At 70.4% G+C, this 18,811-nt stretch carries 23 protein-coding genes; 12 read left to right on the top strand and 11 right to left on the bottom strand.

Translation table 11 applies throughout. From position 1 onward, the window contains the following. Nucleotides 1-190: 190 nt before the first annotated feature. From H9Y04_RS20560 to H9Y04_RS20550, 3 genes are all read left to right on the top strand, one after another. Nucleotides 191-349 (top strand): hypothetical protein, encoded by a 159-nt coding sequence (locus H9Y04_RS20560; protein ID WP_187815399.1) that lies wholly within the window; start codon nt 191-193, stop codon nt 347-349. 95 nt (nt 350-444) lie between these two features. Next, complete coding sequence (locus H9Y04_RS20555) at nt 445-798, top strand: VOC family protein (protein ID WP_187815398.1); 354 nt, start codon at nt 445-447, stop codon at nt 796-798. Nucleotides 799-832: 34 nt separating this feature from the next. After that, nucleotides 833-3,220, top strand: a complete 2,388-nt coding sequence (locus tag H9Y04_RS20550) for an ATP-binding cassette domain-containing protein (RefSeq protein ID WP_187815397.1) — start codon at nt 833-835, stop codon at nt 3,218-3,220. Between the two features lie 56 nt (nt 3,221-3,276). Here the strand turns inward: H9Y04_RS20550 and H9Y04_RS20545 are convergent, their stop codons facing one another. Together H9Y04_RS20545 and H9Y04_RS20540 are read right to left on the bottom strand one after the other, a co-directional pair. After that, nucleotides 3,277-3,669 (bottom strand): SSI family serine proteinase inhibitor, encoded by a 393-nt coding sequence (locus H9Y04_RS20545; protein WP_187815396.1) that lies wholly within the window; start codon nt 3,667-3,669, stop codon nt 3,277-3,279. A gap of 144 nt (nt 3,670-3,813) precedes the next feature. Next, a complete protein-coding gene (locus H9Y04_RS20540) occupies nt 3,814-4,140 on the bottom strand; it encodes a plasmid stabilization protein (RefSeq protein ID WP_187815395.1) in 327 nt (108 codons plus the stop codon). A gap of 178 nt (nt 4,141-4,318) precedes the next feature. Here H9Y04_RS20540 and H9Y04_RS20535 point away from each other — a divergent pair, with 178 nt between their 5' ends. Next, nucleotides 4,319-5,050: a lysophospholipid acyltransferase family protein gene (locus tag H9Y04_RS20535; RefSeq protein ID WP_187815394.1), complete on the top strand. Its 732-nt coding sequence runs from the start codon at nt 4,319-4,321 to the stop codon at nt 5,048-5,050. Nucleotides 5,051-5,129: 79 nt separating this feature from the next. Further along, nucleotides 5,130-5,651 (top strand): YbaK/EbsC family protein, encoded by a 522-nt coding sequence (locus tag H9Y04_RS20530; RefSeq protein WP_187815393.1) that lies wholly within the window; start codon nt 5,130-5,132, stop codon nt 5,649-5,651. A gap of 110 nt (nt 5,652-5,761) precedes the next feature. Here the strand turns inward: H9Y04_RS20530 and H9Y04_RS20525 are convergent, their stop codons facing one another. From H9Y04_RS20525 to H9Y04_RS20495, 7 genes are read right to left on the bottom strand one after another with little or no spacing between them, the layout of a single operon-like run. Next, nucleotides 5,762-6,580, bottom strand: coding sequence for an urease accessory protein UreD (locus H9Y04_RS20525; RefSeq protein WP_187815392.1), 819 nt, complete (start codon nt 6,578-6,580; stop codon nt 5,762-5,764). Beyond that, complete coding sequence (gene ureG / locus H9Y04_RS20520) at nt 6,577-7,263, bottom strand: urease accessory protein UreG (protein ID WP_187815391.1); 687 nt, start codon at nt 7,261-7,263, stop codon at nt 6,577-6,579. Before ureG ends, H9Y04_RS20525 begins: the two co-directional genes overlap by 4 nt. 35 nt (nt 7,264-7,298) lie before the next feature. Beyond that, on the bottom strand, nt 7,299-7,973 hold the full coding sequence (locus H9Y04_RS20515; protein WP_187815390.1) for an urease accessory protein UreF: 675 nt from the start codon (nt 7,971-7,973) through the stop codon (nt 7,299-7,301). Nucleotides 7,974-8,007: 34 nt separating this feature from the next. Beyond that, the gene (locus H9Y04_RS20510) at nt 8,008-9,729 is read right to left on the bottom strand and encodes an urease subunit alpha (RefSeq protein WP_187815389.1); all 1,722 of its coding nucleotides are present in this window, start codon (nt 9,727-9,729) and stop codon (nt 8,008-8,010) included. Then, nucleotides 9,722-10,033, bottom strand: coding sequence for an urease subunit beta (locus tag H9Y04_RS20505; RefSeq protein ID WP_187815388.1), 312 nt, complete (start codon nt 10,031-10,033; stop codon nt 9,722-9,724). The genes H9Y04_RS20510 and H9Y04_RS20505 overlap by 8 nt, the downstream gene beginning before the upstream one ends. Nucleotides 10,034-10,049: 16 nt before the next feature. Continuing rightward, the gene (locus H9Y04_RS20500; protein ID WP_187815387.1) at nt 10,050-10,352 is read right to left on the bottom strand and encodes an urease subunit gamma; all 303 of its coding nucleotides are present in this window, start codon (nt 10,350-10,352) and stop codon (nt 10,050-10,052) included. A gap of 60 nt (nt 10,353-10,412) precedes the next feature. Further along, nucleotides 10,413-11,030, bottom strand: coding sequence for a TetR/AcrR family transcriptional regulator (locus H9Y04_RS20495; RefSeq protein WP_187815386.1), 618 nt, complete (start codon nt 11,028-11,030; stop codon nt 10,413-10,415). 134 nt (nt 11,031-11,164) lie between these two features. Between H9Y04_RS20495 and H9Y04_RS20490 the strand changes: the two genes are divergently transcribed. The 3 genes from H9Y04_RS20490 to H9Y04_RS20480 all read left to right on the top strand — a co-directional run bounded on the left by H9Y04_RS20490 (nt 11,165) and on the right by H9Y04_RS20480 (nt 14,712). Then, entirely contained in the window at nt 11,165-12,178 is a 1,014-nt protein-coding gene (locus tag H9Y04_RS20490) for an ABC transporter permease (protein WP_187815385.1), read from the top strand. A gap of 211 nt (nt 12,179-12,389) precedes the next feature. Then, nucleotides 12,390-13,703 carry a hypothetical protein gene (locus H9Y04_RS20485; RefSeq protein WP_187815384.1) on the top strand — a complete coding sequence of 438 codons (1,314 nt, stop codon included), beginning with the start codon at nt 12,390-12,392 and terminating at the stop codon, nt 13,701-13,703. Then, nucleotides 13,672-14,712 (top strand): CehA/McbA family metallohydrolase, encoded by a 1,041-nt coding sequence (locus H9Y04_RS20480; RefSeq protein WP_308801049.1) that lies wholly within the window; start codon nt 13,672-13,674, stop codon nt 14,710-14,712. The genes H9Y04_RS20485 and H9Y04_RS20480 overlap by 32 nt, the downstream gene beginning before the upstream one ends. Before the next feature lie 20 nt (nt 14,713-14,732). Here H9Y04_RS20480 and H9Y04_RS20475 read toward each other — a convergent pair whose 3' ends face one another. Continuing rightward, a complete protein-coding gene (locus tag H9Y04_RS20475; RefSeq protein WP_187815383.1) occupies nt 14,733-15,011 on the bottom strand; it encodes a type II toxin-antitoxin system Phd/YefM family antitoxin in 279 nt (92 codons plus the stop codon). A 91-nt stretch (nt 15,012-15,102) separates the two neighbouring features. Here H9Y04_RS20475 and H9Y04_RS20470 point away from each other — a divergent pair, with 91 nt between their 5' ends. The 3 genes from H9Y04_RS20470 to H9Y04_RS20460 all read left to right on the top strand — a co-directional run bounded on the left by H9Y04_RS20470 (nt 15,103) and on the right by H9Y04_RS20460 (nt 17,089). Continuing rightward, entirely contained in the window at nt 15,103-15,744 is a 642-nt protein-coding gene (locus H9Y04_RS20470) for an ATP-dependent Clp protease proteolytic subunit (RefSeq protein ID WP_187815382.1), read from the top strand. A 6-nt stretch (nt 15,745-15,750) separates the two neighbouring features. Next, on the top strand, nt 15,751-16,059 hold the full coding sequence (locus H9Y04_RS20465) for a hypothetical protein (RefSeq protein ID WP_187815381.1): 309 nt from the start codon (nt 15,751-15,753) through the stop codon (nt 16,057-16,059). Between the two features lie 556 nt (nt 16,060-16,615). After that, nucleotides 16,616-17,089: a C40 family peptidase gene (locus H9Y04_RS20460; protein WP_187815380.1), complete on the top strand. Its 474-nt coding sequence runs from the start codon at nt 16,616-16,618 to the stop codon at nt 17,087-17,089. 65 nt (nt 17,090-17,154) lie between these two features. Here H9Y04_RS20460 and H9Y04_RS20455 read toward each other — a convergent pair whose 3' ends face one another. Beyond that, on the bottom strand, nt 17,155-17,787 hold the full coding sequence (locus H9Y04_RS20455; RefSeq protein WP_187815379.1) for a LysE family translocator: 633 nt from the start codon (nt 17,785-17,787) through the stop codon (nt 17,155-17,157). A gap of 84 nt (nt 17,788-17,871) precedes the next feature. Between H9Y04_RS20455 and H9Y04_RS20450 the strand changes: the two genes are divergently transcribed. Continuing rightward, on the top strand, nt 17,872-18,786 hold the full coding sequence (locus H9Y04_RS20450; RefSeq protein ID WP_187815378.1) for a LysR family transcriptional regulator: 915 nt from the start codon (nt 17,872-17,874) through the stop codon (nt 18,784-18,786). Nucleotides 18,787-18,811: the final 25 nt, after the last annotated feature.

The following is an 18,811-nucleotide window of genomic DNA, read 5'->3' as shown; positions in this document are numbered from 1 at the left end:
CCGCCCGTTGAACCCGGTGAAGCCCCGCAGCGTCCCCCGTCTGCGGGGCTTCACCAACTGCCGGAGACCCTGGCGCGGAGCGGCCGCCGATCTTCACCGAATGCTGGCGGAAACCGCCCCCGACGAGGGACGATGGCCTCAGCGAAGGAGCCCGGGCGTCGGTCCGGCCTGGCGTGAGGTGGGTGTCGCGATGCCCGGAACCACGAAGGCAATGGGAGTGATCACCGTAGGTGGTCTGGTCATGGTGACCGCCTACACGGTGGCACTCGGCAGCAACGGGTGGCTGTGGTTCGGCTGGGTCGTCCTGGGACTGCTCACGCTGGCGATGGTGGTGTCACGTAACGCCTGACCTGCGCCTTTGCAGGTGGTCAGGTTTGGAGAAGCCTCTTGCGGTGGGCCGTGGCTAGCGTGGAAACACGAGATCCCACCACCTCAGGAGGCACCATGACCAGCACCCAGACCCAGGGCATCAAGACCGTGCTGCACCCCGTCGCCGACCTGGCCAAGGCCAAGGACGTGTACACCGCGCTGCTCGGCGTCGCGCCGGTGGTCGACGAGCCGTACTACGTCGGATACGAGACCGGGGACCAGCACATCGGTCTGGTCCCGGGCGGCGGCCCGCAGAAGATGACCTCGCCCGTCGCGTACTGGCAGGTAGCCGACCTCTCCGCCAAGCTCGCCGAGCTGACCGCGGCCGGAGCGCAGGTCACGGAAGAGCCGCACGAAGTCGGCGGCGGACGTATCGTTGCCGCGGTGACCGACCTCGACGGGAATGTGCTCGGCCTTCTGCAGGACTGACCTGCCCGTCCGGAAGATGGAGAAACACACAGACATGGCCACGCGGAAGAAGACGCAGTCGCCCGCGGTGCACGCCGCCGACACCCACGACATGATCCGGGTGCACGGTGCGCGTGAGAACAACCTCAAGGACGTCAGCATCGAGATTCCCAAGCGGCGTCTCACCGTCTTCACGGGTGTCTCGGGCTCCGGGAAGTCCTCGCTGGTCTTCGACACGATCGCCGCGGAGTCGCAGCGGCTGATCAACGAGACGTACAGCGCGTTCGTGCAGGGGTTCATGCCCACGATGGCGCGGCCCGAGGTCGATGTGCTCGACGGTCTGACCACCGTCATCAGCGTCGACCAGCAGCGGATGGGCTCCGACCCGCGCTCCACCGTGGGCACGGCCACGGACGCCAGCGCCATGCTGCGCATCCTGTTCAGCCGGCTCGGCAAGCCGTACTTCGGCCCGCCCGGAGCGTTCTCGTTCAATGTCGCCTCGGTCTCCGCGAGCGGCGGTTTCACGGTCGAGCGCGGAGCGGAGAAGACCAAGACGGAGAAGGTCTCCTTCAACCGCACCGGCGGCATGTGCGTCAACTGCGAGGGCCGGGGCAATGTCTCCGACATCGATCTGGCGCAGCTCTACGACGACAGCAAGTCGCTGAACGAGGACCCCTTCACCATCCCCACGTACACCGGGGACGGGTGGGTCGTGCGGGTCATCCGCGACTCCGGTTTCTTCGACCCGGACAAGCCGATCCGCCGGTACACGAAGAAGGAGCGGCACGACTTCCTGTACCACGAGCCGACCAAGGTGAAGATCAACGGCGTCAATCTGACGTACGAGGGTCTGATCCCGAAGATCCAGAAGTCCTTCCTGTCGAAGGACCGCGAGTCGATGCAGCCGCACATCCGGGCCTTCGTGGACCGTGCGGTCACCTTCCAGGTCTGCCCGGAGTGCGACGGCACCCGGCTCACCGCGGGCGCGCGCTCCTCGAAGATCAAGGGGATCTCCATCGCGGACGCCTGCGACATGGAGATCCGCGATCTCGCGGAGTGGGTGCGGAAGTTGAAGGAGCCGTCGATCGCTCCGCTGCTCGCCGCACTCCAGCAGGCGCTCGACTCGTTCGTGGAGATCGGCCTGGGGTATCTGTCGCTGAACCGGCCTGCGGGCACGCTGTCCGGCGGCGAGGCGCAGCGCGTGAAGATGATCCGGCACCTCGGGTCCTCGCTCACCGATGTCACGTACGTCTTCGACGAGCCGACCATCGGTCTGCACCCGCATGACATCCAGCGGATGAACAACCTGCTCCTGCGGCTGCGCGACAAGGGCAACACGGTGCTCGTGGTGGAGCACAAGCCGGAGGCGATCGCGATCGCCGACCATGTCGTGGACCTCGGCCCCGGCGCCGGTACAGGCGGTGGCACGGTCTGCTTCGAGGGCGATATCGAGGGGCTGCGCGCCAGCGACACCGTCACCGGGCGCCACCTCGACGACCGGGCCGCGGTGAAGGACACGGTCCGCAAGCCGACCGGCAAGCTGTCGATCCGCGGTGCTGGTGCCAACAATCTGCAGGACGTCGATGTCGACATTCCGCTGGGTGTGCTGACCGTGGTCACCGGTGTGGCCGGGTCCGGCAAGAGCTCGCTGATCCACAGCTCGATCCCGGCGAGCGAGGGCGTCGTCTCGGTGGACCAGAGCGCGATCCGCGGTTCGCGGCGCAGCAACCCGGCCACGTACACCAGCCTGTTGGAGCCGGTGCGCAAGGCCTTCGCCAAGGCCAACGGGGTAAAGCCCGCCCTGTTCAGCGCCAACTCCGAAGGTGCCTGCCCGACGTGCAACGGCGCGGGCGTGATCTACACCGATCTCGCGATGATGGCGGGTGTCTCGACCACCTGTGAGGACTGCGAGGGCAAGCGGTTCCAGGCCTCGGTCCTGGAGTACAAGCTCGAGGGCAAGGACATCAGCGAGGTCCTCGCGATGCCCGTCTCGGAGGCGGAGAAGTACTTCGCCACGGGCGAGGCGAAGATCCCGGCCGCGCTGAAGATCGTGCAGCGGCTCCAGGACGTCGGCCTCGGCTACATCACCCTGGGGCAGCCGCTGACCACCCTGTCGGGCGGTGAGCGCCAGCGTCTGAAGCTCGCCACGCACATGGGCGACAAGGGCGGCGTGTACGTGCTCGACGAGCCGACCACCGGTCTGCACCTGGCGGATGTGGAGCAGCTACTCGGGCTGCTCGACCGGCTCGTGGATTCCGGCAAGTCGGTCATCGTGATCGAGCATCACCAGGCCGTGATGGCGCACGCCGACTGGATCATCGACCTCGGTCCGGGCGCGGGACACGACGGCGGAAAGATCGTCTTCGAGGGCACGCCCGCGGAGCTGGTCGAGAAGAAGTCGACGCTGACGGGTGAGCACCTCGCGGAGTACGTGGGGGTCTGAGCGCGTCGTTCCGCTGCGGGGAGGGGTCGTTGGGCCCCTCCCCGCAGTCGTGTCCGTCAGAAGTCGAAGACCGGGTCCGTGGCCGCGTGCCGCAGGCAGTCGTTGGCGAAGGTGCGGTGCCAGGAGATGTCCTGGCCGCGGTGGGTGCCGGCGGCCGTCACGGTGACCGGGTCGTACTCCTTCGTACACAACGGCGCCTTGCCCGGCAGCCGGTCCAGATCGCCGTCCACCGCGTCGATCGCCGCGCAGGCCTCCGCGGCGTGCGGGTGGTGACCGGACGCCTCGTGCGAGCACATCAGCTTCAGGCCTCGGATCCAGGTGTTGTCGGAGCCGGAGACCGTGAGGAAGACACCGGGGCGCGGCGGCGGCTCCGGGTCGTCGGCGTGCGCGGGCACGGCCGTGGCCAGGGCTGCGGCCAGCGTGACGAGGGCGGCGGCGTGGAGACGCATCGGACCTCCGGTACGGGGAAGGCATGGGGATCTTCCCCGTCAGCGCACCCGACCGGCGGCCGCGGGCCAAGCGGCCGCGCCGTGAGGTCCTCCGGACGAGGACCGGTGGCCGACGCCGATGCTCGCCGTCCGACCCTGCGTGCCCTACTTGCCGACTGCCTTGCGCAGTTGTTCCTTGTTCATCGACGAGCGGCCCTCGACGTTCTTGCGCTTGGCCTCCTCGTAGAGCTGTTCCTTGGTGGGGCCCTGCGCACCCTTGTGGGAGCGCTCGCCACCGCGCTGCGAGGACGACTTGGGGTCGCGCGTGGACACCTTGCTCGAGGTCTTCGCCTCGCCCGAGCGGGCACGCTCCTTGTTCACCGTACGAGCGGCGATCTCCTCGGCCCGGGACTCGGATTCGCCGCGCTGCTTGGCGCTCTCCTTGATGTGCTCGTACTGGCGCTCACGCTTCTTGCTCGATCCGGCGGGCATCGTCCGCTCCTTTCCTCAGGTGTCCCGGTGGACCCCTGGGTTGCCATCGGCGACCGATCCCGCGTACCCGCGCCGAGGACGCTTACGCACTGCAGCGGCGGGATCTACACTGTGTCGGCTCGGGGCCACCGCACCAGCAGGTACAGCGCCACGACAACCGAAACGGGGAGCAGCCGCCATGTTCTATTACGTCTTGAAGTACGTGCTCCTCGGCCCGCTGCTCCGGCTGATGTTCCGGCCGCGAATCGAGGGCCTTGAGCACGTGCCGGACACCGGCGCGGCCATCGTCGCCGGCAACCACCTCTCATTCTCCGACCATTTCCTGATGCCCGCGATCCTGAAGCGGCGGATCACGTTCCTCGCCAAGGCCGAGTACTTCACCGGCCCCGGCCTCAAGGGACGCCTGACGGCCTTCTTCTTCCGCAGCGCGGGGCAGATCCCCGTCGACCGGTCGGGCAAGGAGGCCGGGCAGAACGCGATCCGCGAAGGGCTCGGCGTCCTGCGCAAGGGAGAGTTGCTCGGGATCTACCCCGAGGGCACGCGCTCGCACGACGGGCGGCTCTACAAGGGCAAGGTCGGCGTGGCCGCGATGGCACTCAAGGCGGGTGTGCCGGTGGTGCCGTGCGCGATGATCGGCACGTTCGAGGCGCAGCCTCCCGGCCAGAAGATTCCCAGCCTGCGGCCCATCACCATCCGCTTCGGCAAGCCCCTGGACTTCTCCCGCTATGCGGGGATGGACAACGAGAAGGCCGCCCTGCGCGCGGTGACCGACGAGATCATGTACTCCATCCTCGAACTGTCCGGTCAGGAGTACGTCGACCGCTACGCGGCGGTGGTGAAGGCCGAGGAGCAGGAGGCGGCCAAGGCCGAGAAGAAGGGGAAGAAGTCCCCGCGGATGCCGCTGAGTTAGGCGCAGGCCGCGCAATCGGGCGCCCGGACCGCTGAGTTAGGGTGAATGCTTCTCGGCGGAACGGACTCAGGGCGGGCACGTGGCGGAGCATGAGCAGTACACCAAGCTGATCGGACTGCTCGACGAGCGCGGTGCGCAGTACCGCGTCATCGAGCACGAGCCCGAGGGCGCCACGGAGGCGGTGAGCGCGCTGCGCGGCAATACGCTGCAGCAGGCGGCCAAGTGCATCGTCGTGATGGTGAAGCTGACCAAGAAGACCAAGGCGTATGTGCTCGCCGTGGTGCCGGGTGACCGGCGCGTGGACCTGGGCGCGGTGAAGGCGCTGCTCGGCGGTGTCTACGCGGGCTTCGCGACCACCGAGGTGGCCGAGCGGCTCGCGGGCAGCGTCAGCGGGACCTTCCTGCCGTTCTCGTTCGATCCGGAGCTGCAACTCGTCGTCGATCCGGCGCTGTTGGAGCACGAGGAGCTGTTCTTCAACGCGGCGCGGCTCGACCGCTCCCTGGCGCTGCGGACCGCGGACTATGTGGCGATCGCTGAGCCGCGGACGGCGCCGATCGCGGAGCAGGCACCTTCGGCCTCTTCCCCGCCGACCGCTCAGTAGCCACCTTCGGCCTCTTCCCCGCCGACCGCTCAGTAGCCACCTTCGGCCTCTCCCCCACCGATCGCGGAGTAGCCACGGTCGGCCTGTCCCCCGCGATCCGGCTTCCTCGCCTAGCGGCCGTCCGCGGCCTCGCCCAGCAGCAACTCCAGGGCCTCGTCCAGGATCCGCCGCACCGCCAGCGCATCCGCTGCCACGGCGGTGACGAGCGCGGCCGGTCCCGCAAGCGGGGTGAGCGAAGCACGGTCGCCCAGCATGCGCGGCCGCACCGGAGACTCGGTGAATTCCGGTCGTACGACGAGGAGTTGGCCGAGCGCGCGCAGTCCGGCGAGCACGGCGGGGCCGTCCCAGCCGGCCGGGGCGCCCGGGCCGCAGGACAGTTCCTGGTCGAGCAGCGGGCGGCCTGCGCACGTGACCGTCAGGCGGCTGGTGAGCCGGCCGGGTGCTTCACCGCTGCGTCCGAGCACCTGTTCCTCGCGCAGCACGAGGACGGCGTCCTCGGCGACCTCCGCCCGGGTCGTCACCCGCAGATCGCTGCCGTTCGCGCTGATGAGCTGCTCGGGCAGCCAGTGCAGAGTGGCGCCGCGGCCGACGGTCAACCGCACGTCGTAATGCGCCGGTTGGCCGCTCTGGCCGGGCAGGGCGATCGTGGCCGCGGTGGCGGCGACGTGCAGCCGGGCACCGTCCGCCACATCGGCGCGTACGGCGAGCCGGTCGCCGCCGAGCGGTGCGCTCATGGCGCCGACCAGGGCGACGCGGCCTTCGCCGTACAGGCCGCGGATCCGGCGTACGGCCAGCGGGCCTTCGCCTTCGAGGACGGGCAGGACCGTGGCGCCGCCCGGGCCGGGACGGGCCTCGATCCGGGCGGTCGCCTCGATGCCCGCGATCGTGACAGCGGCCCGTGGTGCGACGGCGAGAAGCTCCGCGGTCATGCCGCGTTCCAGGCGGCGAGCCGCGCCCGCACCCAGTCGGCCACGTCGGTCACGCCGCGCTCCGAGCGCAACGACTGGAAGACGACCGGCAGTTCGTGCCGCTGCTCCTTGGCGTCGCGCGCCATGCGCTGCAGGTCGGAGCCCACGTGCGGGGCCAGGTCCGTCTTGTTGACCACAAGCAGGTCGGCGGTGGTGACGCCGGGGCCGCCCTTGCGCGGGATGTCGTCGCCGCCCGCGACGTCGATCACGAAGATCTGGGCGTCGACGAGACCCTTGGAGAAGGTGGCGGTGAGGTTGTCGCCGCCGGACTCGACCAGGATCAGCTGCAGCGGTCCGATCGCGTCCTCCAGGTCCTCGACGGCTTCGAGGTTGGCGGAGATGTCGTCGCGGATCGCGGTGTGCGGGCAGGCGCCGGTCTCCACGGCGGTGATCCGCTCGGGCGGAAGCACGGACTCGCGGAGCAGGAAGTCGGCGTCCTCACGGGTGTAGATGTCGTTGGTGACCACGGCCAGCGAGACCGTGTCGCGCAGGGCGCGGCACAGGGCCGCGACGGTGGCGGTCTTGCCGGAGCCGACGGGGCCGCCGAGCCCTATCCGCAGCGCACGGCGGGTGCCGTCGGCGCGCAGCGGCTCGGCGCTGTGGGTGTGGCGTTCGGGGAAGGTGGTCGCATGGTCGAGGTGCATGGGTGGATTCCTCTGCGGGATCGGAGAGTTGACGATTACGAGGCGAAGAGCCGTACCGGCCAGGCGGCATGGGCTTCGGCGCCGATCTCCAGGAGCGGCGCGGACGCGCGGGGCAGGGCGTCCACGCCGTCGTCGAGCGCCCGGCGGGCGGCCGTCACCGCCGCTGTCACGGTCTCGTCCATCGCGGGTGCGAGCCGCGCGAGCACCGCGGTCGCCTGGAACGGATCGAGGCTGAGCAGCCGTACGGTCGCGGTGGAAGGGCCGCCGACGCTTTCGTACACGGCGCAGTAGGCGGCGTCCTCCGGCCCGAGTCCCGCCGCCCGCGCGGTGAGGCCGAGCACCACCGGCTGGTGGGCGCCGCGGGGGCGGGCGGCGGCGAGCGCCGAGAGTTCGGGCGAGGGCCAGGTGGCGCGCGCGGCCCGAAGGAGCTGCCGGCCGAGCTTGCGTCCCGCGGTGCGCAGGGCGGCCGACGGTGTACGGGCATCGGCCGCGTCGTCGAGGACGAGCGGGTCGATGCCGAGCGCGGCCGCGGCGGCGAGGCCTGCCGCGACCAGGCCCGCGGTGTGCAGCCGGCCCCGGCAGAACTCCTCGAGCGTGGCCGCGTCCGTGATCCGGCCTGCCTTGACCGCCTCCTCGGCTCCCCCGGAGTGGGCGTGCCCGCCCGCGGGGAAGCGGCCGTCGGCCAGGACGAGCAATGCGGCTCTGCTCATGGACGTACTCCTCGTGCGGGAACGGCGACAGCGGTCAGAACAGGAAGTACCGCTGCGTCATGGGCAGTTCGGTGGCCGGATCGGGCTCGACCAGCGCTCCGTCGATGGTGACGGCGAAGCTGTCGGGTTCGACACGGACGTCGGGCCGTGCGTCGTTCTCCCGCATATCGGCCTTGGTGATGCCGCGGGTGGAGCCGATCGCGGTGAACTGCTTGTCCAGGCCCAGGCGTTCGGGAAGACCGTCGTCCAGCGCGGCCTGCGCCACGAAGTTGAACGACCCCTGGCCGGGCGCCTTGCCCACCGCCCCGAACATCGGCCGGGGAAGGACCGGCTGCGGGGTGGGGATGGAGGCGTTGGAGTCCCCCATCTGCGCATACGCGATCTGCCCGCCCTTGATGACGAGCTGCGGCTTCACGCCGAAGAACGCCGGGTCCCACAGGACCAGGTCCGCGAGCTTGCCGCTCTCCACGGAACCGACCTCGTGGTCGATGCCCTGGGCCACGGCCGGGTTGATCGTGTATTTGGCGACATAGCGACGTGCCCGGTGGTTGTCCGCCCGTACGTCGCCGGGCAGGAAGCCGCGGCGCTTCTTCATCACGTGCGCGGTCTGCCAGGTGCGCAGGACCACTTCGCCGATCCGGCCCATCGCCTGCGAGTCGGAGGAGATGATCGAGATGGCGCCCAGGTCGTGCAGGATGTCCTCGGCCGCGATGGTCGAGGGCCTGATCCGCGATTCGGCGAAGGCGAGGTCCTCGGGGACGCCCGGGTTGAGGTGGTGGCAGACCATCAGCATGTCGAGGTGCTCCTCGACGGTGTTGACGGTGTGCGGCCGGGTCGGATTGGTCGAGCTCGGCAGGATGTTGGGCTCGGAGACCACGGTGATGATGTCGGGCGCGTGCCCGCCTCCCGCGCCCTCGGTGTGGTACGCGTGGATGGACCGGCCCGCGATCGCGGCGAGCGTGTCGGCCACGAACCCGGCCTCGTTGAGTGTGTCCGTGTGGATGGCCAGCTGGGCGCCGGTCTCCTCGCATACGGACAGACAGGCGTCGATCACGGCCGGGGTGGCGCCCCAGTCCTCATGGATCTTGAACCCGAGCGCGCCGCCCCGCAGTTGGGCGTACATCGCGTCGCGGGACATCGTGTTGCCCTTGCCGAGCAGTCCGACGTTGACGGGCGTGTTGTCGAGCGCCTGGAACATCCGCTCCAGATGCCAGGAACTGGGGGTGATCGTGGTTGCCTTGGTGCCCTCGGCCGGTCCGGTGCCGCCGCCGACGACGGTCGTGGTGCCGGCGGCGAGCGCCGTGTCGAAGAGCGTCGGCGTGATGAAGTGGACATGCGCGTCGACGGTGCCGGCGGTCAGGATCCGCCCGTTGCCCGCGATGATCTCGGTCTCGGGTCCGATCACGAGGTCCGGGTGCACCCCGTCCATCGTGTCGGGATTGCCCGCCTTGCCGATTCCGGTGATCCGGCCGTCCCGTATGCCGATGTCGGCCTTGACGATGCCCCAGTGGTCGAGGATCACCGCGCCGGTGATGACGGTGTCGGGCGCGCCTTCGGCCCGCGTGACGCAGGACTGGCCCATCGACTCACGGATGACCTTGCCGCCGCCGAACACCGCCTCCTCTCCGGCGCGTCCGGGTCCGCCCGCGCGGTCCTCCTCGATCTCGATGAACAGATCGGTGTCCGCGAGACGGATGCGGTCACCGGTCGTGGGGCCGAACAGATCGGCGTAGGCGGCACGTGTCAGTTCAGGCATCGAGCGCTCCCGCGGTCTCGCCACGCAGCCCGGGAACCAGCCGCAGGCCCTTCAGAGGTACGAGTTCCACCTCGGCCGGAATGCCCGGCTCGAAGCGCACGGCGGTACCGGCCGCGATGTTGAGGCGCTTGCCGTGGGCGGCCGCACGGTCGAATTCCAGACCGGGGTTGGCCTCGGCGAAGTGGTAGTGGGAGCCGACCTGGACCGGGCGGTCGGCGGCGTTGAGGACAGTGAGCCGGGTGACGGGGAGGCCGGCGTTCAGCGCCACGGCGTCTTCGGCGTACAGGATCTCTCCGGGGATCATGGGCAGGACTCCCCCGTCAGACGATCGGCTCGTGCACGGTGACCAGCTTGGTCCCGTCCGGGAAGGTCGCCTCGACCTGGACGTCGTGGAGCATCTCGGGGACGCCTTCCATGACATCGGCCCGGGTGAGGACCTTGCGCCCGGAACGCATCAGCTCCGCGACGGTTCTGCCGTCCCGCGCACCCTCCAGGACATGCGAGGTGATCAGGGCGACGCTCTCCGGGTGGTTGAGCTTCACTCCGCGTTCGCGGCGCTTGGCCGCCACGTCGGCGGCCACATGGATGAGCAGTCGTTCCTGCTCATGCGGGGTCAGTTGCACGCGTGCACCTCACTGTCTCCGGAAGAGGTTGCACGCTAATGCCGAAGTTTTTCCTCCGCGTTAACTGGCGCCCGTAACCTGCATCCGCATGACGCCTCGCAGCCCCTGCTGCAGCTGATCGATCTCAAGATCGCCGAACAGCGCCTGCTGCGCGATGAAGCCCATCGCACAGCCCATGAGGGTGCGGGCCGCGTACTCCGGTTCCACATCGTCCGGCATGATGCCCTGCCGCTGGTACTCCTTGACCACCTCGGTCCAGCCCGCGCGCATCATTGTCACGGCCGCGTGCACCTTGGCCCCCAGGACCTCGTTGCGCGTGGTCTCGCCCCAGACCTGCAGCACGAGTTGACCGAATTCGCGCTCCGTGTCGAAGCCCGTACCGGCGAAGCACTGACGCAGCACATAGCCGAGGAGCTCGTCGGGCAGCGGCGGCGGGCTCTGCCGGGCCGCCTCGTCGAAGGCGTCATGCAGCACCGAGAAGGCCTCTTCGGCGATCGCCTCGATGAGCTCTTCCTTGCCGCTGAAGTATCGGTAGACGGCGCCGGCGGAGAGGCCGACCTCCTTGAGGATGTCCTGCATGGACGTGGCGTGGAAGCCGTTGCGTGCGAAGCAGCGACGTGCGCCGACCATGATCTGACGCCGTCGGGCGTCGAGGTGTTCCTGGGATACGCGGGCCATGGTCACAAACTAAAACGAACATTCCTTCTTGACAAGAGGACAGGGCGGCGGGACAGTGAGGCCAACGCAAAACGAACGATCCTTCTCTTTAAATCCGGCGCCACCGCGGCGCCCCTCCCGACAAGGAGCACACCATGTCCTCCGCTACCCCGCCGGCAGGAACGAGCCCCCGCAAGCTCATCGCCGTGATCGTCCTCGTGCCCGTCATCGTGGCGCTTGCCCTGTGGGCCTTCGCCTGGCCCGCCTCGCGCACCGCGCCCCGCGATCTGCCCCTCGGCGTCGCCGGACCCGCCACTGCCGTGAGCCAGGTCGAGCAGCAACTCTCCCAGCGCGAAGGCGCGTTCGAAATCCACCGCTACGCCGACGAAGCCGCCGCACGCGACGCGATCGAGGACCGGACCGTATACGGCGCGATCGTCGTCACCGAGCAGGGACCGAAGCTCCTGACGGCCACCGCGGCCAGCCCGCTCGTGGCCCAGCTGCTGCAGCAGGCGGCCACGGCCGGCGCACCCCAAGGCACCCAGGTGCCCACCGCCGATGTGGTCGCGGCCCCTGCCGAAGATCCGCGCGGCGGCGTGCTCAACGCCAGCGTGCTGCCGCTCGCGATCGCTGGTGTGGCGGCCGGCGCCCTGGTCACCGTGATGGGCCTGCGCGGCGGACGCGCCGTGGTCGCACTGGTCGGCGCCGCCACGCTGGTCGGCATCGTCGCGGCGGCGCTCGCCCACAGCTGGCTGGGCGCGCTGAGCGGTGACTGGTGGACCGAGGCGGGTGCGCTCGCGCTCTCGACTCTCGCGGTGAGCGCGGCCGTGGCAGGGTTCGCAGCGCTGATCGGCCCTGCCGGCATCGGGATCGGCGCCCTGCTCGTGGTCCTCATCGGCAACCCGTTCTCCGGTGTCGCCTCGGCGCCCGAGCTGCTGCCCCAGCCGGCCGGTGTCATCGGCCAGTTGCTGCCGCCGGGAGCGGGCGGGTCGCTGCTGCGGTCCGTGTCCTTCTTCGACGGGGCGGCAGCCACCGGACCGGCGATCACACTCGCCGTGTGGGCCCTGGCCGGCCTCGCCCTCGTCCTGATCGGGGCACGCAGGCGGACCGCACCGGCGGGGAACAGCCCGGCTCCGGCCAACGCTCCGCAGCCCGCACCGGTCGGCTGACCCGAGCCGCACCGCGGCCCCCCTGAACGACCGTGCACCCTCGGCGTAGCGGACGAGGGTGCACGGTCTTCGTGTGTGCCCGCGGCCTCCCCGTATGCGGTTGCCCGGCGGCGCCGGCGGGAACACTTGGCCGGGGCGCCTGGACGGGAGGCGCGTGGGGGGGAAGCCGGGGGAACTGGCGATGCGAGTGCTCAGGCCGCGCGACGATCGTGTGAAACAGCTGCCCGTGGCGGCACTGCCCGAAGCCGAGGTGGGGACCTGGAGTGCGGGCGACGCCGAGCAGTGGCGGCGCGCCCGGGTTCCGGCGATCTTCGCGCCCGTCGCCGGGAGTTGGGCCGCGGCGGCCCTCGTGCTCCTCTCGTACGTGCTGACGTCGGCGTTCACGTCCTCCTCCGCCGGGTGGCACGGCGGCGCGGACGCCGGTACGGACTGGCTGCGGTATCCCGGCGCGGTACTCCTTGCGGCCCTGCCCTTCTGGTATCGCCATCTGCCGGTCCCGGCCGGGGCGGCCGCCACGGTCGTCGCGGTGGACACGGGGTACTCGCTCGCCTCGGCGAACGGCGGCGGTGAGCGGGTCGGGCATCTGCTCGTCCTCGCCTTGTGCGCCTGGGCGTTCGCCGGAAGCTTTCTGTGCCTGCGGGCCCGGCGCAGGCAACGCGCACTCTTCCTGGCGGCGGCCGGACCTCGGCGCTTCCCGCTGCCCGAGCGGGCGCCCGAGTCGGACGGCTATCGCGGGCACGCCCTGTTCTACACCGGGCTGGTGTTCTGCCTGATCGCCGCGGGCCATGTGATCGCCGCGCTGGTCGAGGACCTGACCGGGGACGGGTACGACGCCGTGGGGCAACAGACGGCCGCGCTGCTGTTCCTCGTCCTCGGCAGCACCCTGTACGGCAGGGGCCTGACCACCTACCGGGCCGCGCGCCGGCTGCACGAGGCGCATAGGCACCCCGCCCTGCGCGTGGGCATCCGGATCGCGCCCGACGGCCGCCACTGGATACACCCCGACGCCGCCGCCCCGGCCGGCCACCCCCTGATCTGCTACACCGTCGGGAGCCGGGACACCTGCCGGGCCGCCCGGCTGCTCGGCAGCAGCTCCTCGTACGGCATCGGCGACGGACACCACAGCGTCGACCCGGCCGCCGAGCCCTTCGAAGCGGTCCTTTACGGTCCCGTCCACGAGGGCGCCGAGATCGTCGTCGCGTATGCCTCCATCGCCTACCAACCCCGCCAGGAAACGGGCCAGATGAGCCTGAGCGTGACCACCGCCGCACTGCTCGCGCACCGCCGCCACGGCCTGGGCCCGTGGCAGCCGGTCGACGGCACGGCCCACGAACGCACACGCCGCGCAAGGGTCCGCGAGAACGCGGCCCGCGCGGACCGCCTCCGGGACGAACTGGCCCGGGCCCGCGCCAAGAAGACGGCCGCGGGGACCGCGGGCGGATCCACGGCCGCGAGTGGCGGGGGCTGTGGGGGCGGGGGCGACGACAGTTGCGGTGGAGGTTGCGGCGGGTGCGGGTGTGGCTGAACTGCCGGGCGCCTTACCGCACTTGGGATACCCGCCGAGGCAGGCGACCGGACGCGGGGCGGCGTGGCACCGAGGGGACTGCCATGTCCACTCGGTCCATTCCGACGGGGAGCTCGATCCCGAGGAACTGGCCGCTCAGGCTCGGGCTGCCGGGCTCGACTTCATGGCGACGACGGAGCACAACTCGGCTGCGCGAGCCGGTGTGTGGGGCCATCTGGCCGCCGCCGACTTCCTGATCATGCTCGGTGAGGAAGTGACGACAAAGACCGGACACTGGCTCGCGCTCGGCCTCGAACCCGGCGAGGTCGTCGACTGGAACCATCAGGCCAGGGATGGGCCGATCGACCAGCACCTGGACCAGGTCCATCGACGCCGCGGGCTGTGCGTGGCCGCACACCCTCACGCGCCCTATCCGTCGGGCGACTTCCAGTTCCCCATACGGGGCTTCGACGTGGTGGAGGTCTGGAACGGACTGTGGACTTCGAACCGGCCTTGGAACGCGGACAACGAGGCCACCTTGGCGGAGTGGGGGCGCAGCCTCGCAACGGACCTGCGCACGGGCTCGTGGCGACCGGCCATGGGCAACAGCGACACCCACCTGGATGTACAGATCGGGACCCCTCACACCGTGGTCTTCGCCGAGGGGTTGAACACCGGGGCGATCCTGACGGGTATCCGTGCCGGCCACAGTTGGATCGCCGAGTCGGCGGATGTGGAGGTGACCTTCACCGCCGAGGCCGAGGTCGATTGTCTGGTGGTCGGGGTGGGCGAACAGCTGACAACTCACGGCGGGCGGGCCGAAGTTCAGGCCGCCGCGCGAGGCGTACCGGAGGGGACCGTCAGCTTCCACACCGATCGAGGAAAGGTGCATCAAGCGCCTGTCCCCCGCGGCGGGACGGATCCGGTGCGGTGGGACACGACCGCGAAGGAGTCGATGTTCGTCCGCATCGAGGTCCCTCACCCCAGCGGGGACGTCGCCGCGCTCACCCATCCGATCACTCTCGTCTGAGCACCGAGTGCCGCGTGCCGCTAGGAAGCGCCGTGCCCGCGGTGCTCCGCCGCGATCCCGAAACGCTGCTGCTCCGCGGAGGACGGCGCAGCCGGTGCCACCTGTGACACCGCGCTGACCACGGGCTCCCCCTCGGCCGCCGACAGGGCCTCCAGCTTCCCCAGATCCTCGGCCGAGACCAGCGCGACCAACGGTTTGCCGTGCCGGGTGACGACCACGCGTTCACCGCCGTACACCACACGGTTGATGAGATCGGCAAGCTCTGCCCGGGCTTGCGTCACCGGAATCTCGTAGGCCATGACCCCATTCTAACGTCACGTACGTCCTGTACATTTTTTACAGAACGGCGCGGGCGGTCTCCCGCGCCGACCTCTGACGCGGAGGCATGCCATGCACCAGATGGGAGCCGGCCCGGCAGGTCGTCATGTCCTGCCGGAGTTCAGCGAGCGGACCAGCCAAGGGGTGCGGACCCAGGATCCGTATGCAAAGTTGCTCGAGGAGCGGATTGTCTTTCTCGGGACGGCCGTTGACGACACCGCGGCCAATGACGTGATGGCGCAGTTCATGTATCTGGAGCATGCGGCGCCCGAGCGGGACATCTCGCTCTACATCAACTCCCCCGGCGGCTCGTTCAGTGCGATGAGCGCCGTCTACGACACGATGCGCTTCGTCTCCTGCGATGTGGAGACGGTCTGCCTGGGACAGGCCGTGTCCGCCGCGGCCGTGCTGCTCGCGGCCGGCACGCCGGGCAAGCGGGCGGCGCTGCCCGGCGCACGGGTGCTGCTGCACCAGCCGCGGTTCACCGAGCCCGTCGAGGGGCAGACCAGCGATCTGGCGATCCAGGCGGATGAACTCCTGCGCACCCGAGCCCAGTTCGAGGAGATGCTCGCGCGGCACACCGGGCGGACCCGCGAGGCCGTCTCCGCGGACATCGAGCGGGACAAGATCCTGGACGCCTCCGGGGCGCTCGCGTACGGCCTGGTCGACCGGATCGTGCCGGACCGCAGGACCCGTGCCGGCGAAGGCGGGTGAGCGTGCGTGTGGCCACCCGAACCGCCGCCGCTGCCCGCACTGACGCGCGCCGAGGGCGAGTTGATCGACCGCTATCTCGAAGTCGTGGATCTGCTCGGCCGGATCAATCCGGCCCGCGGGCGTGACACCTACAGCGGGCTGCGCGCCGCACAAGCCCTGGTCACGAAGGCGGTGGAACTGCGCGAGGCACTGGACGCGATGCATCGCCGCGGGGAGAGCGAGGTGCATGCCGCGACCCTCGCGCGGGCGCTGCGCACCCTCGACGGGGAGCGGCGCAGCGGGCGCGTCGCGGTGCCGCCTGCCGCCGGGAGGTGAGGGGCGGCCACCGCGAGGGGGTGCGGGGCGTCTGCGCACGCCTCCGTCAGGACTAGTCACGCTCCCCCTTTTGGCGTAGCCACGTTACTGATGTACGTACGAGCGGAGTTGCGCAAGTCCTGTACGCGCAAGCCGGAATGATTCATTCCGCCGCTGGTACGCGGGTCGTCGCGGCGCCGATCTCTGCGCGTCACCGACCCGTGTCCACCCGAACGGGTCAGCCGTGAGGAGCCTCACAAACAGCCGTTTCTAGTCGGAAATCGCCCGTGCCGTGCGTGAAGATCCCTTCCGACGACAAGCCCCCGCCACAGCGGCGGGGCGGTCCGGGCGGACGCCGAGTCCTGCCGCTGCCCGGATGCCAGGTCGACATCGGTGGACCGGCAGGAGTGGAGGACCCGAGCAGTACGGGGCGGAGGGCCGAAAGGTCCAGGCGCCCCTTGGGGTGAAGTCGCCGTACCGGCGCGGCAGTCGAGCCGTGACGGGAAGGCGGCCGGGCATCTTCGTTGGCCCGAATCCGACAGGTCATCCTTCACAGGCGGCTGACGAAGGGTTGCGCATGACTGCGCGTCATCGTGTTCCGTCTCTGATCACGCGGGCCGGCAGTGCTTCGGCGCTGACGCTCGCGGTTGTCGGCGGCACCGTTCTCGTACCAGGAGCAACAGACCAGGCCGAGGCCGCCACAGCGGCCACGAAGGCCGTCCAGATCGCGGCGTCGAAGAAGGGGTCTCCGTACAAGTACGGGGCCACGGGGCCACGCCGGTTCGACTGCTCAGGACTGACGCTCTACTCGTACAAGCGCGCGGGCAAGAAGCTGCCACGTACGGCAGCGGCCCAGTACAACAAGACCCGGCACATCAAGGCGAGCCAGCGCAAGCACGGCGACCTGGTGTTCTTCCACTCGGGCCGGAGTGTCTACCACGTCGGCATATACGCGGGGAAGGGCCGCATCTGGCACTCCCCCAAGCCCGGCTCCAAGGTGCGTCTGGAGAAAATCTGGACCAGGAGCGTGTGGTACGGGCGGGTGCGCTGAACGGCCCCTCCGTTGAACTGAGTTGACTGCGCGAGGCCTGTCCCCCGTTCACGGGGGACAGGCACTCAGCCCGTCAACGGCGCGATGAGCAGCCCGAGTCCGAGCCCGGTGAGGGCGATCCCGGTGACGGCCTCGACGGCGCGTGCGGCGCGCGGCCGGCGAAGGAAGCGGCCGAGGCGGTCGACGAGCAGCGCGACCATCGGGAACCACAGCAGCGCGATGACGACCACGATCGTGGCGAGCAGCAGCGTGCGCGGCAGCGCGGACCCCTGATCGGGAACGAACTGCGGCAGGATGCTCAGGAACGTGATCGACGCCTTGGGGTTGAGGGCGTTGGTGAGAAAGCCCTGGCGCAGGGCCGCCGCCGCGGTGAGCCGGGGCAGGGCGGCCGACTCGCCGGGGGCGTCGGTGCGCGGGCGCCGCAGCGAGCGCAGGGCCTGGACTCCCAGGTAGAGCACATAGGCGGCGCCGACCAGTTGCAGCGCGCGGAACAGCGTGGGCAGGGTCGCGAGCACCGCCGCGACCCCGGCCACCGCGAGCACCGTGTGCAGCAGCAGCCCGGCGGCGATCCCGAAGGCGCAGGCGAGCCCGGCCCTGCGTGAGGCGAGGGCACCGCGCACGACGACGGCGAAGTCCGCACCGGGCAGGGCGACCAGGCCCACGGCGAGCAGGGTGAAGGCAAGGAGCGTGGCATCCATGGTGCTCAGCCTGCCGCCGTACAGCCTTCAGCAGGTACTTGCAATCTTCATGGTCTGCCTTAAGCATTGCTTTAGGGTGGGGGCATGTACGACCCGACGCGACTGGCCGCTTTGGTCGCCGTGTCCGAGGCGGGCTCGATCACCCGGGCCGCCCAGCGCCTCGGCTACACCGCGCCCGCGCTCTCCCAGCAGCTCGCCAAACTGGAGCGGGAGGCAGGCACCACGCTGCTCGTACGGCACCATCGCGGCGCACGCCTGACAGCCGCCGGTGAGCTGCTCGTGGCGCGGGCGCGGCGGGTGCTCGACGAACTGGACCGGGCACGGCACGAACTGGCGCAGCTGTCCGGCCTGTCCGGGGGCCGGCTGCGGATCGGGACCTTTCCCACGGCGGGGGTCCATCTGCTGCCGCCTGCGCTCAGCGCGTTCCGGCGGGCGCACCCGGATGTGGAGCTTGCCGTCACGCAGTTCGAGCCGCCCGCGGGCGTGACGGCGGTGGCCGACGGCGAGGTGGACCTGGCGTTGACGCACACCTACGAGCCGGGCGAAGCGGAGCCGCTGCCCCGTTCCGTACGGGCGGAGGTGCTGCTCGTCGAGGAGTTGGTCCTGGTGACGGCGCCGGGCCATGTGCTCACGGCCGGCGCCGACCGGCTGCCGCTTGAGGACCTGGCCGGGCAGCCGCTGATCTCGATGGCGCCGGACCATCCGCGGCGGCGCGGCGTGGAGGCGGCGCTCGCGGCGGCCGGTGCGGTGCCTTCGGTGGTGCTGCAGACCCCGGAGTACGGCGTGGTCTGCGCGCTGGCCAGTGCGGGGCTCGGGGTGGCGGTCGTGCCGGACATGGTGGCGCGGATGGCGTCGACTCCCGTGGGCGTACGGCGGCTCGAGGCCTCGGCGCTGCGGCGCACGATCTCGGTGGTGCACCGGGCGGACGAGTCGGATGCCGCGGCGGGGACGCTGCGGGCGCTTTTGCGAGGGGCTTTCGGGCGGACCGGTTCGGGATGAGTGCGGACCGCCTTGGGATGAGCGC

This window comes from Streptomyces polyasparticus (genome assembly GCF_014493765.1).
Lineage (GTDB): Bacteria > Actinomycetota > Actinomycetes > Streptomycetales > Streptomycetaceae > Streptomyces > Streptomyces polyasparticus.
The sequence above is the reverse complement of the archived record's forward strand: the minus strand, read 5'-3'. Positions and strand labels throughout refer to the sequence as shown.

What these genes read in the sequence shown, in the direction of transcription:
- H9Y04_RS20475 (WP_187815383.1), bottom strand. Translation starts at nt 15,011, where the DNA reads ATGGCCTACGAGATTCCGGTGACGCAAGCCCGGGCAGAGCTTGCCGAT.
- H9Y04_RS20535 (WP_187815394.1), top strand. Translation starts at nt 4,319, where the DNA reads ATGTTCTATTACGTCTTGAAGTACGTGCTCCTCGGCCCGCTGCTCCGG.
- H9Y04_RS20495 (WP_187815386.1), bottom strand. Translation starts at nt 11,030, where the DNA reads ATGGCCCGCGTATCCCAGGAACACCTCGACGCCCGACGGCGTCAGATC.
- H9Y04_RS20540 (WP_187815395.1), bottom strand. Translation starts at nt 4,140, where the DNA reads ATGCCCGCCGGATCGAGCAAGAAGCGTGAGCGCCAGTACGAGCACATC.
- H9Y04_RS20460 (WP_187815380.1), top strand. Translation starts at nt 16,616, where the DNA reads ATGACTGCGCGTCATCGTGTTCCGTCTCTGATCACGCGGGCCGGCAGT.
- H9Y04_RS20515 (WP_187815390.1), bottom strand. Translation starts at nt 7,973, where the DNA reads ATGAGCAGAGCCGCATTGCTCGTCCTGGCCGACGGCCGCTTCCCCGCG.
- H9Y04_RS20555 (WP_187815398.1), top strand. Translation starts at nt 445, where the DNA reads ATGACCAGCACCCAGACCCAGGGCATCAAGACCGTGCTGCACCCCGTC.
- ureG (WP_187815391.1), bottom strand. Translation starts at nt 7,263, where the DNA reads ATGCACCTCGACCATGCGACCACCTTCCCCGAACGCCACACCCACAGC.
- H9Y04_RS20470 (WP_187815382.1), top strand. Translation starts at nt 15,103, where the DNA reads ATGCACCAGATGGGAGCCGGCCCGGCAGGTCGTCATGTCCTGCCGGAG.
- H9Y04_RS20455 (WP_187815379.1), bottom strand. Translation starts at nt 17,787, where the DNA reads ATGGATGCCACGCTCCTTGCCTTCACCCTGCTCGCCGTGGGCCTGGTC.
- H9Y04_RS20525 (WP_187815392.1), bottom strand. Translation starts at nt 6,580, where the DNA reads ATGACCGCGGAGCTTCTCGCCGTCGCACCACGGGCCGCTGTCACGATC.
- H9Y04_RS20450 (WP_187815378.1), top strand. Translation starts at nt 17,872, where the DNA reads ATGTACGACCCGACGCGACTGGCCGCTTTGGTCGCCGTGTCCGAGGCG.
- H9Y04_RS20505 (WP_187815388.1), bottom strand. Translation starts at nt 10,033, where the DNA reads ATGATCCCCGGAGAGATCCTGTACGCCGAAGACGCCGTGGCGCTGAAC.
- H9Y04_RS20510 (WP_187815389.1), bottom strand. Translation starts at nt 9,729, where the DNA reads ATGCCTGAACTGACACGTGCCGCCTACGCCGATCTGTTCGGCCCCACG.
- H9Y04_RS20545 (WP_187815396.1), bottom strand. Translation starts at nt 3,669, where the DNA reads ATGCGTCTCCACGCCGCCGCCCTCGTCACGCTGGCCGCAGCCCTGGCC.
- H9Y04_RS20490 (WP_187815385.1), top strand. Translation starts at nt 11,165, where the DNA reads ATGTCCTCCGCTACCCCGCCGGCAGGAACGAGCCCCCGCAAGCTCATC.
- H9Y04_RS20560 (WP_187815399.1), top strand. Translation starts at nt 191, where the DNA reads ATGCCCGGAACCACGAAGGCAATGGGAGTGATCACCGTAGGTGGTCTG.
- H9Y04_RS20550 (WP_187815397.1), top strand. Translation starts at nt 833, where the DNA reads ATGGCCACGCGGAAGAAGACGCAGTCGCCCGCGGTGCACGCCGCCGAC.